Genomic DNA, 11,216 nt, shown 5'->3' on the forward strand with positions numbered 1-11,216 from the left:
ACCCATGCAGACCGTCATGTTCCTCAACGGCCCGAACGCCAACCTCTACGGGCTCGACCCGAGCGGCACCTATGGCAGCGACAGCTTTCCGGCGATCGAGGCCGCCTGCCACGCCCGCGCCGAAGAGCTGGGCTTCAAGCTCGATTTCCGGCAGTCGAACCACGAGGGCGTGCTGATCGACTGGGTGCAGGAGGCGCGGCAGAGCTGCGCGGGCCTGATGATCAACGCGGCCGGGCTGACCTATACCTCGATCGCGCTGCTCGATGCGCTGCTGGCGTTCGACGGGCCGATCCTCGAATGCCACATGAGCAATATCTGGAAGCGCGAGCCCTTCCGGCACCAGTCCTACATGTCGAAGGCTGCGACCGGCGTGATCGCGGGGCTGGGCCTGCAGGGCTACCTGCTGGGGCTGACCGCCATGCGCGATCTGATCGCGGACCCGGCGACATGACCGACACGCTGGTCTTCTGCAGCGGGCCGGACCCGTTCGACGCCTGGCGGGACGCGCTTGCGCCGCTTCTGGGCGACGACGTGCGGATCGAGGATGCGGACGCCGTGACCGATCCCGATGCCGTGCGCTTCGCGCTGGTCTGGATGCCGCCCGAGGGGTTCTTTGCCCGGTTCCCGAACCTCGAGCTGGTCATCAACCTTGGCGCGGGCGTCGACCGGCTGGTGGCGAGAAGCGACCTGCCGAACGTGCCGATCACGCGGCTGTCGGACCCCGAGATGGGTAAGATGATGGCCGGTTTCGCGCTCTTCGCGGTGCTGCGCCATGCCCGCGAGATCCCGCATTTCGAGGCGGCGCAGGCGCGGAAGGAATGGGCCTATCGCCACCCGCGCGCCGCCAACGAGATCACCGTCGCGGTGCTTGGACTGGGCGAACTGGGTGCGATGGCCGCGACCGAAGTTGCGCGGCAGGGATTCGACACCCACGGCTGGGCGACGCGCCCCCGGGAATTGCCCGGTGTCACGGTCCATTGCGGCGACGACGCTCTGCCGGACCTTCTGGGCCGCGCCGACATCGTCGTGTGCATGCTGCCGCTGACCCCGGCCACCGCCGAGCGGCTCGACACGGCGGCCTTCGCCGCGATGAAGCGGGGGGCAGCCTTCATCAACCTTTCGCGCGGGGAGGTGGTGGACGAGGCCGCACTGGTGGACGCGTTGCGGAACGAGCACCTTTCGGGCGCGACGCTCGACGTCTTCACGCACGAGCCGCTGGCCCCGGATCATCCGCTCTGGACGCTGCCGGGTGTGCTCATCACCCCGCATCTCGCCTCGGTGGCGCTGCCCAAAAGTGCCGCACCGCAGATCGCACGCAATATCCGCGCTGTGCAGAGAGGCGAGGATTTGGTCAACGAGGTCTCGCGCATGCGCGGATATTAGGCGTTCGCAAAAGACGCGGATTCAGCCGAATCTAGGCACCGCTTCGCTGCGCTGAATCAGGAAACAAAAACAGTCATCTAATGGCCTAAGTCGGCGCAGCCTAAGCAGCGATTTGGAATTTGCAATTATTCCGCCGGCTGGCCTTCGGGCAGCTTTCGCAGGACAGACGCGCAGGCCGACAGGAGAAGACGAACCACGACAGCGCGGGACGAGAAGACGACCCGCATCCGCCCCTCCGGCCACGGTCGCCGTCCTGCGCGCGAGACCGGGCCGACCCCATCCCGATTCCCCGCGGGCACCGAACGCCGGGCGGGGATGTCGTCGGATCATGCCGATCCGGCCTATCAAGGCGTGACCGCAGAACGACGCCTAACACAACCAACCATAGGGAACCGAAGATGAAACGCCTCCTCTTGTCCGCAACGGCGCTGAGCCTGCTCGCGCCCGCAGCCTTTGCCGAAACCCTTGTCGTCAGCAGCTGGGGCGGCAGCTTCCGCGACCTGATCGACCAAACCATCGCCGAGAAGTTCACCGAAGAAACCGGCGTCGAGGTCGAGTTCATCACCGGCGGCACCATCGACCGGCTGAACCAGGCCCGCCTGAGCCGCGACACGCCGGAAAGCGACGTGACCTTCACGACCTCGCATATCGGCTGGCTCTACGCCAATGACGGCCTGTTCGAGGAACTCGACATGTCGCAGATCCCGAACGCCGAGAACCTCGTGGAGCAGGCGGCGATCAGCCCCTACCACATCGGTGCCTGGGCCTACGTCTACACCATCGGCTACCTGCCCGACCTCGTACCCGAAGGCGTCACCTTCGACAGCTGGAACGACCTGTGGTCGCCCGAGCTCGAGGGCATGCTGGCCGCGCCGGACTTCGACCCTTCCCACATCATCGCCGCGGCGGCGGAGCTCGAGGGCGTCGACATCGAGAACTGGCAGGAGGCGTCGAACAAGCTTCTGGAGCTGAAACCGAACTTCCGCGCCTTCTACACCAACGACGCGAACTCGCAGCAACTGCTGTCGAGCGGCGAGACCCCGGTGCAGGTCATCCTGTCGATGAACGCCTACCACATGCAGTCGCAGGGCCTCGACGTGCAACTTGCCATTCCCGAAGAGGGCGCGGTGCTGGGCGTCGACACCATGGGCATCACCGCCGGCACCGATAAGGCGGAGCTGGCCTACCAGTTCATCAACGCCGCGCTCGACCCCGAGGTGCAGGCCGAGATCGCCGAGATCAAGAAGGGCAGCCCGGTCGTGTCGAACGTCGAGCTTCCCGCCGAGCTGGCGGACCTTCCCGGCATCTTCACCACGCCCGAGCAGTGGGACAGCCAGACACTCATCATCCCGCACGAGCTGCGCGCGGAGAAGACCGCCGAATGGCGTCAGTGGTTCTCGGAGAACATGATCGCCGGCAACTGAACCCAGACGGCCCCGGCGGCGGCGTCGCCGGGGCACCCCTTTCCAAGGACCAAAGCCCATCCCGATGAAGAAGCGCCCCTTCCTCGCGTGGTTCGTCTCGCCCTCGGCCCTGATCGCCTTCGGGATCGCGGCCTCGTTCCTCGCCATCGCCCAGTACAGCCTGCGCGCCCATGTGCCGGGTGCACTCGAACCGGGCGGCTTCACGCTCGACAACTTCACCACGCTGTGGAAGGCGGTCTATGGCCGGGCCTTCCTGAACACCGTTCTGCTATGTTTCTGGACCGCGCTGTTCACTCTGCTGATCGGCTATCCGCTGGCCTACGCGATGGTCCGTCACCCGTCGCCGCGCCTGCGCAGCGCGCTCTTGCTGGTGTCCCTGACGCCGCTTTTCCTGGGCGAAATCGTGCGGACCTATTCGTGGATCATCGTCCTCGGCAACCGCGGGTTCGTGAACGGCATGCTGATGGAAATCGGGCTGATCGACCGGCCCATCGACTTCATGTTCACGCTCGGCGGCGTGGTCATCGCGCTGGTGCACTTCACCCTTCCGATCGTGGTGGTGATGCTGGCGGCGGCGCTGGCGCATATCGACCGCAACCTCGAACGCGCGGCCACGTCGCTCGGCGCCGGGCGCATCCGGGTGTTCCTGACGGTGACGCTGCCGCTGTCGATTCCGGGCATCGTCGCGGCGACCTCGACCGCCTTCGCGTGGACCTTCTCGGCCTTCGCGACGCCGCAGATGATCGGCGGCGGGCAGGTGCAGACGATCTCCACGATGGTCTACCAGGTCGGTTTCGCCTCCTTCAACTTCCCGCTGGCCGCGTCGCTGTCGCTGGTCGGGCTGGCCTTCACCGTGGCCGTGCTGGCGCTGTTCAACCTCGGGATCCGCCGCCTCGAAAAGATCGGAGCGCACTGAGATGAAGAAGAGCCTTCTCGACCACGTGCTGGACTGGACCGGGCGCATCGTGCTCACGGCGATCGTGGGCTTCGTGCTCCTGCCCTTCGTCGTCGTCGCCATCGCGTCGCTCAATGAAAGCGCGATCCTGTCCTTTCCGCCCGACAGCCTGTCGCTGCGCTGGTACGCCAACGCCTTCGAATACCGCGACTTTGCCGAGGGGCTGGTGAACTCTCTCAAGATCGCGGCGTTCGGCGCGCTGATCGCCCTGGTCGCGGGCGCGGGGTTCGCCTACGTGCTCGACCGCTACGATTTCGCGCTCAAGGGACTGCTGAACGGCGTGCTGATGTCGCCGCTCATCATCCCCAACTTCACCATCGGCCTCGGCCTTCTGATCCTGTCGGCGGCCGCGTCGCTGCCGCGCACGATGTGGCTGGTGGTGGCGGTGCACGTCATCATCGTGCTGCCCTTCGTGGTGCGGTCGGTCTACGTCTCGCTCAAGAACTTCGAGCGCGGCTACGAGAACGCGGCCGAGAGCCTCGGCGCGACTCCGGGCCGCGTGCTGCTGACGATCACGCTGCCGCTGCTGATGCCGGGGCTGATCTCGGGCGGGCTCTTTGCCGCGATCCTGTCGTTCAACGAATTCACCGCCTCGCTCTTCGTGGTGAACCAGCGCACCCAGACGCTGCCGGTCGCCATGTACAACTACGTCCGCGAATACGCCGACCCGACGCTGGCGGCGGTGTCGGTGATCTACGTCGTCGTGGTCGCGGTGACGCTGCTGGCCGTCCACAAACTCTTCCGCCTCGAAAAGGTGCTCAATGTCGAGTGAGACCCCGTCGCCCGCATCACGGGACGATGCCTCCGAAACCGCCGTCCAGATCGACGGCGTCACCAAGTCCTTTGCCGGGACCGTCGCGCTGGAGCCTGTGTGGCTGAAGATCCGCCGCGGCGAGTTCCTCACGCTGCTGGGGCCCTCGGGCTGCGGCAAGACCACGCTCCTGAACCTCGTGGCCGGCTTTCTGGAGGCGGATAACGGCGAGCTCTTCATCGACCGCGACCTCGTCACGCAGGTGCCACCGCACCAGCGCGAGATCGGGGTCGTGTTCCAGAACTACGCGCTGTTTCCGCACATGAGCGTGGCGCAGAACGTGGCCTACGGGCTGCGGACGCGCCGCGTCGCCAAGGCCGAGGCCGAGCGGCGGGTGCGCGAGACGCTGGAGCTGGTGAAGCTGTCCGACTTCGCGGACCGCCGGCCCAGGCAGCTGTCGGGCGGGCAGCAGCAGCGCGTCGCGCTGGCGCGGGCGCTGGTCATCCGGCCGCGCGTTCTGCTGCTCGATGAGCCGTTCTCGGCGCTCGACCGGAACCTTCGCACCGCGATGCAGGTCGAGCTGAAGGAGATCCAGTCGCGCCTTGGCCTGACGACGGTGTTCGTCACCCACGACCAGAGCGAGGCGCTGAGCATGTCGGACCGCATCGCGGTGATGTCGCGGGGGCGCATCCGCCAGATCGGCACGCCGTCCGAAATCTACGATCACCCGCAGAACCAGTTCGTGTCGACCTTCGTGGGCGACGCCAACCTCTTCGCCGCGACCCTCGTGTCGCGCGAGGGCGGGGCGGCGCGCATAACCGTCGGGAAGACGCCGTTCGAGGTGCAGACCTTCCAGGACGCGCTGCCGGCCCCCGGCCCGGTCAGCCTGTTCGTCCGCCCCGAACAGTGCCGCCTGACGGAGGCGGGCCAGCCTGCGACCGTGACCGCGCGTGTCGCGCTGTCGGTTTACCAGGGCAGCCACGCGGAGGTGCACCTCGATTGCGCCGAGGCCGAGGAAGGCCGCGTCATGCTGCGCGTCCCCGCGAGTGCGGCGCCGAAACCCGGCACCGACGTCGGGATCGAGCTGCCCCGCACCGGTCCGGCGATCTACGCCCGCGAGGAAGAAGGAGAACCGGCATGAACGCCGTCATGCAAGCCGTCATCGCCACCGCCACCGGCGGTCCCGACGTGCTGGAGCTGGTCGAGCGCCCGCTGCCCGCGCCGGGTGCCGGCGAGGTCCTGATCCGCACCGCCGCGGCCGGGGTGAACCGCCCCGACGTGATGCAGCGCACCGGCGCGCTGCCCGCCCCGCCGGACGCGCCCGATATCTTCGGCCTCGAGGTCGCGGGCGAGGTCGTCGCAATGGGCGAGGGGGTCGATCCTGCGCTCGGCGGCGCGCAGGTCATGGCGCTGGTGAAGGGCGGCGGCTATGCCGGCTTCACGGTGGCCAAGGCCGCGCAATGCCTCTCCGTGCCGGCAGGCATTGACCTGCAGGACGCCGCGGCGCTGCCCGAGGGCCTCTTCACGATCTGGCACAATCTCTTTGACCGCGGTGCGCTTCGCCCCGGGTCGCGGGTGCTGATCGAAGGCGGCGCCGGCGGCATCGGAACGCTCGCGATCCAGCTGGCCTGCGCCTGGGGCGCCGACGTCTTCGCGACCGCGGGCGGCCCGGAGAAATGCGCGCGGATCGAGGCCCTGGGCGCGTCCGCCATCGACTACCGCACGGCGGACCTGACCGAAGAGGTCCTGCGTCTGACCGGCGGCGCGGGCGTCGACGTCGTGCTAGACATCCTCGGCGGCGAGGCGGTCAACCGGCATCTTGCCTGCATGGCCCCCGGCGGGCGGCATATCGGCCTGTCCTTCATGCAGGGCATGGTGGCGCCGGTGGACCTCGGGCTGGTCATGCGCAAGGGCCTGTGGCTCAGCTCCTCCACCCTGCGCCCCAAGAGCGACGAGGAGAAAGCCGACATCGCCGAGGACGTCCGCACGCACCTGCTGCCGCTGCTGGGCGCCGGCGGCGTGCGGCCGGTCATGTCGGCGGCGCTGCCGCTGAGCCAGGCGGCCGAGGCGCACCGGATTCTTGAAAGCGACGGCAACGTCGGCAAGATCGTCCTGACCTGCAACGAGGAGGCGGCATGACCTTGACGCTCTACTGGGGCTCCGCCTCTCCGTTCGTCCGCAAGGTCATGGCCGTCGTGCACGAACTGGGCGCCGAGGCCGATATCGAGTTCCGCGACAGCGCCGCCCATCCGGTCGAGCGCGATGCGCGGATCAAGGCGTTCAACCCGCTGGCCAAGGTGCCCGCGGCAGAGACCGACGACGGAACGCCGCTCTACGACAGCCGGGTGATCTGCGAGTACCTCGACGCCACCCATGGCGGCGGCCTCTTTCCCGCCCCCGGCCCGGTGCGCTGGACCGCGCTCCGGCGGCAGGCACTGGCGGACGGATGCCTCGATGCGGCGCTCCTGATCCGGTACGAGACGCTTATCCGCCCCGAGGCGCACCAGTGGCCGCTCTGGGTGGAGAAGCAGCGCGAGAAGGTCTTCGATGCGGTGGACGCCATGGCGGCCGATGTGCCCGGCCCGGACTGCCACGACATCGGGGCGATCTCGATGGCCTGCGCGCTCGGCTGGCTGGAGTTCCGGTTCCCGGACCTCGACTGGAAGACCGACCGCCCGGCGCTCGCCGACTGGCAGGCCGTCTTCGACACACGCCCGGCCATGGCGGCCACGCGCCCCTACGCCTGATCCCCGGATCCGGCCCCTGCGCGGGCCGGGATCGTCCCTCACTCACCTCGGCCGTTTCACACCCCAGCACAGAGGACAGCCAAGCAGATGGCGCATCTTCGTCACCGCAAGTTCAACACCTCCGACACCTACCCCGAGCAGAACCTCGACAACGACCTGTCGCAGGCGGTGGTTGCCAAGGGCGGCACCACGATCTTCCTGCGCGGCCAGTGCCCGCAGGACCTCGACACGGCGCAGAACATCGACAGCCACGACCCGGTGGAGCAGACCCACAAGGTGATGGGCAACATCAAGCAGCTGGTCGAGGAGTGCGGCGGCGAGATGCAGCACGTCACCAAGCTGGTGGTCTACCTGACCGACGTGCGCCACCGCGAGGCCGTCTACCGGACCATGGGCGAATACATCAAAGGCGTCTTCCCGGTCTGCACCGGGCTCGTCGTCGTCGCGCTCGCCCGGCCCGAATGGCTGGTGGAGATCGACGCCACGGCGGTCATTCCGGACTGACCCCGGGCGGCGGCCGCATTTCGACATCCACACAGGGAGGGGCCCCGAGGCTCCGGGAGTTCACATGACCTTTTCCATCATCGGCCACTGTACGGAGACCGGCATGTTCGGCGTGGCGATTTCCTCTTCATCGCCGGCGGTCGCGGCGCGCTGTTCCTACGCCCGCGCCGGCGTCGGTGCGGTGGCCTCGCAGAACGTCACCGACCCGCGCCTCGGGCCGCACGCCCTGGATCTCATGGAGCGCGGCGCGAGCCCGCACGAGGCGCTGTCGATCCTGGAGCGGCGCGGCGCGCACATGAGCTACCGGCAGGTGCTTGCCGTGGACGCCTCGGGACAGACGGCGATCTATTCGGGCTCGCAAGTGCTGGGCATGTGGTCCGAGGCGCAGGGCCGCGACGCGGCGGCGGCTGGCAACTTGCTGGCGGATGCGGGCGTCCCCGAGGTCATGGTCCAGCACTTCGCCAACTCGTCGGGGCATCTGGGCACGCGGCTCGTCGGCGCCCTGCGCGCGGGCCTCGATGCGGGCGGCGAGGCCGGGCCGGTCCATTCGGCGGGGCTCCTGCTGGTGGACAAGGAAAGCTGGCCCTATGCCGAGCTGCGGATCGACTGGACCGAGAACTGTCCGATCGCGGCGCTCGAGACCGCCTGGGAGGTCTACGCGCCGCAGGCCGAGGCGTATGTCTCGCGCGCGCTTGATCCCGCTGCGGCGCCTTCTTACGGCGTACCGGGCGACGAATGATGTAGGATGCAGGCGGCGCGGACCATCGCCGCCTGCACCACCAGCGGAAAGTACACGGATCATGCCCCTTCGGTTCACCCTGCGACAGTTAGAGTACTTCATCGCCGTGGGCGAGGCCGGCAGCATCGCGCTGGCCGCCGACAAGGTTAACGTCACGGCGCCATCGATGTCCTCGGCCATCGCGCAGCTCGAGGCGGGTTTTGGCGTGCAGCTCTTCACGCGGCGCCATTCCCAGGGATCGGTCCTCACGCCCACGGGCGAGCGGTTCATCGAACAGGCCCGCCTGGTGATCGAGGCCGCCGACAAGCTCAACGACATGGCCAACATCTACACCGGCAGCGTACGCGGCTCGCTGCGCGTCGGATGCATGCGGACCTTCGTGCAGGTAATGGTTCCGCAGTTGCGCCGCAGCTTCGAGGACCAGTATGAAAACGTAGATTTCGGGCAATTGGAGCTGGACCAGGCGCAAATCTTCGAGGCTCTGCGGTCGTCCCGGATCGACGTGGCGCTGACCTACGACCTGTCGTTGCCCAGCGACATCGATTTTCAGCCGCTGCGATCGCTGCCGCCCTATGTCATGGTCGACGTGGCTCACCCGCTGGCCTCGCGGCGAGAGGTGAGCGCGGCCGACCTCGTGGATCACGACATGGTACTGCTCGACCTGCCGCACAGTTCGGATTACTTTCTGTCTCTGTTCCGCGCGCTCGGCCGCCGACCGCGCATCGCGGAGCGCACGGCCGAGGTTTCGGTGCAGCGCAGCCTCGTCGCCAACGGTTTCGGCTTCGGCATTTCGAACATGCGGACGGTCGCCGACTCGGCAATGGACGGCAAGCCGCTCAAGTTCATCCCGCTCGACAGCGAGGTGCCGCCGCTTCAGCTCGGCATCGCCATGTCGCGTGCGGCGCATGTCTCACGCACTATCCAGGCCTTCATCGACCATTGTCACGAGGCCGCCGACGCCGGGAAGCTGCCCGGCATCTCGTCCTGACCGGAGGGTTATTCAAGATGCCCGAGATCGACGACATCCTCGCCCGCCTCGTCGCGTTTCCCACCGTCTCGCGCCAGTCGAACCTCGCGCTGCTGGACTACGTCGAGGGCCTGCTCGCCCCGGCGGGCGCTCGGCTCGAGCGGTTCGAGAGCGAGGATGGCACCCGCGCCAACCTCTGGGCCAGCCTCGGACCCGCAGGCTCGGGCGGCATAGTGTTGTCGGGGCACAGCGACGTGGTCCCCGTGACAGGCCAGGAGTGGCGCACCGACCCCTTCGCGCTGCACCGCGCCGACGGCCGACTTTACGGTCGCGGCACCGCGGACATGAAGGGCTTTCTGGCCGTGGCCATCCACGCCATGCTGGGCGCGGCCGAGCGCACGCTGGCGCTGCCCCTGCACCTCGCGATCTCGTACGACGAAGAGATTGGCTGTCTCGGCGTGCGCGGCATGCTCGACGCGCTCGGGGGGCGCCCCGAGCGTCCGGCGCTGTGCCTGATCGGAGAACCGACCGGTATGCGTATCGCCACCGGACACAAGGGAAAGCGCGCGCTGCGGGCCTGCTGTCGCGGGCAGAGCGGCCATTCCGCGCTGGCGCCCGAGGCGCTGAACGCACTGCATCTGGGCGCCGATTTCATCACCCGGCTTCGCGCGCGTCAGGAGCGGCTCGCATCCTCCGGCGCCCGCGATACGGCCTACGACGTGCCCTACTCGACGATCCATGTGGGCCTGATGCAGGGTGGCAAAGCGCTCAACATCGTACCCGAGAGCTGCGCGATCGAGTTGGAGATACGGCATCTCGCGGCCGACGACCCCGACGCGATGATCGCCGATATAGCCGGGGACGCCGAAGCGGTGGCCGCGCCGCACCGGAACCGCTTCCCCGAGGCCCGGATCGAGATCGAAGATGTCTCGGGATATCCTGGACTCGACACACCCAAGGAGGCGGGTTCCGTAGGGCTTCTGACGAAGCTGCTCGAGGGCGACGCCGCGCCGATCAAGGTTGCGTTCGGGACCGAGGGCGGCCTCTTCCGCGATGCGCTCGGATGTCCGACGCTGGTGTGCGGGCCGGGCCACATGGTTCAGGGCCACAAGCCCGACGAGTTCGTTACCGAGGCGCAGCTGGCGGAGTGCGACGCGTTTCTCGACCGCATCGTCGGTCTACTCGAAGAGGGCACGGAGCCGATGCTGGCACCGTGACAGCCAGCGGTGCTGCGGTGGGCCAGGTAACCCGACATGGAACTGAATAAGTGTCGGCCCCCTGCCCCACCGTGGCCCAGCTGCGTCGGGTGGTCGCTGTAGCGCTCGCCAACAAGGTTGCGCGGATCGCCTGACCCCTTCTGCGCCGCCGCGAGGTTCACGCCGCTCCGACCTGTCGAGAAGGCCGGCGCATGGAGCGTGCGAAGCCGAAGAAAGACGACATACCGGCCGATCGGTGGATCAGGGTACTCGACTGGGAAACCTCGAACATTCCGCGCGCAAAACTGATTGCTCGATCCGCGGACTTCACCCGGCGCACCGAACAGATTCGCAAGGAAAAGACCGTGGACAAGACGGCTCTTCGCATAGACGCGCCACGACATTCCTTGCGCAGCGAAGGTTGTCCAGACGCGGACCCAGCGACGCGGTGATCAGAGGTCCGGCACGCTTGCGCAATTCTTGGGCGCGACGGTTCTGGTGCAATTTCACACTCCGCAAACCCAACATTAAAATTCAACAGATTCAGAAT

Annotated in this window: 13 protein-coding genes; all 13 read left to right on the forward strand. The window is 67.7% G+C overall.

The genetic code is table 11. The annotated features are described in order from the left end of the window. Window positions 1–4 precede the first annotated feature (4 nt). The 13 genes from F3H57_RS09110 to F3H57_RS09170 all read left to right on the forward strand — a co-directional run bounded on the left by F3H57_RS09110 (window position 5) and on the right by F3H57_RS09170 (window position 11,118). Window positions 5–451 carry a type II 3-dehydroquinate dehydratase gene (locus tag F3H57_RS09110; protein ID WP_149755595.1) on the forward strand — a complete coding sequence of 149 codons (447 nt, stop codon included), beginning with the start codon at window positions 5–7 and terminating at the stop codon, window positions 449–451. Then, on the forward strand, window positions 448–1,383 hold the full coding sequence (locus F3H57_RS09115) for a 2-hydroxyacid dehydrogenase (RefSeq protein ID WP_149755596.1): 936 nt from the start codon (window positions 448–450) through the stop codon (window positions 1,381–1,383). The genes F3H57_RS09110 and F3H57_RS09115 overlap by 4 nt, the downstream gene beginning before the upstream one ends. A gap of 398 nt (window positions 1,384–1,781) precedes the next feature. Then, the gene (locus F3H57_RS09120; RefSeq protein WP_149755597.1) at window positions 1,782–2,807 is read left to right on the forward strand and encodes an ABC transporter substrate-binding protein; all 1,026 of its coding nucleotides are present in this window, start codon (window positions 1,782–1,784) and stop codon (window positions 2,805–2,807) included. A gap of 64 nt (window positions 2,808–2,871) precedes the next feature. Continuing rightward, complete coding sequence (locus F3H57_RS09125; protein WP_149755598.1) at window positions 2,872–3,723, forward strand: ABC transporter permease; 852 nt, start codon at window positions 2,872–2,874, stop codon at window positions 3,721–3,723. Between the two features lies 1 nt (window position 3,724). Then, a complete protein-coding gene (locus tag F3H57_RS09130; protein WP_149755599.1) occupies window positions 3,725–4,534 on the forward strand; it encodes an ABC transporter permease in 810 nt (269 codons plus the stop codon). Beyond that, window positions 4,524–5,654: an ABC transporter ATP-binding protein gene (locus F3H57_RS09135; protein ID WP_149755600.1), complete on the forward strand. Its 1,131-nt coding sequence runs from the start codon at window positions 4,524–4,526 to the stop codon at window positions 5,652–5,654. The genes F3H57_RS09130 and F3H57_RS09135 overlap by 11 nt, the downstream gene beginning before the upstream one ends. Then, entirely contained in the window at window positions 5,651–6,652 is a 1,002-nt protein-coding gene (locus tag F3H57_RS09140; protein ID WP_149755601.1) for an NAD(P)H-quinone oxidoreductase, read from the forward strand. Before F3H57_RS09135 ends, F3H57_RS09140 begins: the two co-directional genes overlap by 4 nt. Next, complete coding sequence (locus F3H57_RS09145) at window positions 6,649–7,260, forward strand: glutathione S-transferase family protein (RefSeq protein WP_149755602.1); 612 nt, start codon at window positions 6,649–6,651, stop codon at window positions 7,258–7,260. The genes F3H57_RS09140 and F3H57_RS09145 overlap by 4 nt, the downstream gene beginning before the upstream one ends. Before the next feature lie 87 nt (window positions 7,261–7,347). After that, window positions 7,348–7,764 (forward strand): RidA family protein, encoded by a 417-nt coding sequence (locus F3H57_RS09150; protein ID WP_149755603.1) that lies wholly within the window; start codon window positions 7,348–7,350, stop codon window positions 7,762–7,764. A 64-nt stretch (window positions 7,765–7,828) separates the two neighbouring features. After that, a complete protein-coding gene (locus F3H57_RS09155) occupies window positions 7,829–8,503 on the forward strand; it encodes a DUF1028 domain-containing protein (RefSeq protein ID WP_149755604.1) in 675 nt (224 codons plus the stop codon). A 61-nt stretch (window positions 8,504–8,564) separates the two neighbouring features. After that, window positions 8,565–9,491 carry a LysR family transcriptional regulator gene (locus F3H57_RS09160; protein WP_149755605.1) on the forward strand — a complete coding sequence of 309 codons (927 nt, stop codon included), beginning with the start codon at window positions 8,565–8,567 and terminating at the stop codon, window positions 9,489–9,491. A gap of 17 nt (window positions 9,492–9,508) precedes the next feature. After that, complete coding sequence (gene argE / locus F3H57_RS09165) at window positions 9,509–10,687, forward strand: acetylornithine deacetylase (RefSeq protein WP_149755606.1); 1,179 nt, start codon at window positions 9,509–9,511, stop codon at window positions 10,685–10,687. A 191-nt stretch (window positions 10,688–10,878) separates the two neighbouring features. Next, window positions 10,879–11,118: a hypothetical protein gene (locus tag F3H57_RS09170; RefSeq protein WP_149755607.1), complete on the forward strand. Its 240-nt coding sequence runs from the start codon at window positions 10,879–10,881 to the stop codon at window positions 11,116–11,118. Window positions 11,119–11,216: the final 98 nt, after the last annotated feature.

Origin of the sequence: Roseivivax sediminis (assembly GCF_900112685.1) — a bacterium.
Lineage (GTDB): Bacteria > Pseudomonadota > Alphaproteobacteria > Rhodobacterales > Rhodobacteraceae > Roseivivax > Roseivivax sediminis.

Coding starts and splice junctions, on each gene's coding strand:
- F3H57_RS09135 (WP_149755600.1), top strand. CDS start 4,524: ATGTCGAGTGAGACCCCGTCGCCCGCATCACGGGACGATGCCTCCGAA.
- F3H57_RS09150 (WP_149755603.1), top strand. CDS start 7,348: ATGGCGCATCTTCGTCACCGCAAGTTCAACACCTCCGACACCTACCCC.
- F3H57_RS09130 (WP_149755599.1), top strand. CDS start 3,725: ATGAAGAAGAGCCTTCTCGACCACGTGCTGGACTGGACCGGGCGCATC.
- F3H57_RS09145 (WP_149755602.1), top strand. CDS start 6,649: ATGACCTTGACGCTCTACTGGGGCTCCGCCTCTCCGTTCGTCCGCAAG.
- F3H57_RS09160 (WP_149755605.1), top strand. CDS start 8,565: ATGCCCCTTCGGTTCACCCTGCGACAGTTAGAGTACTTCATCGCCGTG.
- argE (WP_149755606.1), top strand. CDS start 9,509: ATGCCCGAGATCGACGACATCCTCGCCCGCCTCGTCGCGTTTCCCACC.
- F3H57_RS09125 (WP_149755598.1), top strand. CDS start 2,872: ATGAAGAAGCGCCCCTTCCTCGCGTGGTTCGTCTCGCCCTCGGCCCTG.
- F3H57_RS09170 (WP_149755607.1), top strand. CDS start 10,879: ATGGAGCGTGCGAAGCCGAAGAAAGACGACATACCGGCCGATCGGTGG.
- F3H57_RS09115 (WP_149755596.1), top strand. CDS start 448: ATGACCGACACGCTGGTCTTCTGCAGCGGGCCGGACCCGTTCGACGCC.
- F3H57_RS09120 (WP_149755597.1), top strand. CDS start 1,782: ATGAAACGCCTCCTCTTGTCCGCAACGGCGCTGAGCCTGCTCGCGCCC.
- F3H57_RS09140 (WP_149755601.1), top strand. CDS start 5,651: ATGAACGCCGTCATGCAAGCCGTCATCGCCACCGCCACCGGCGGTCCC.
- F3H57_RS09155 (WP_149755604.1), top strand. CDS start 7,829: ATGACCTTTTCCATCATCGGCCACTGTACGGAGACCGGCATGTTCGGC.
- F3H57_RS09110 (WP_149755595.1), top strand. CDS start 5: ATGCAGACCGTCATGTTCCTCAACGGCCCGAACGCCAACCTCTACGGG.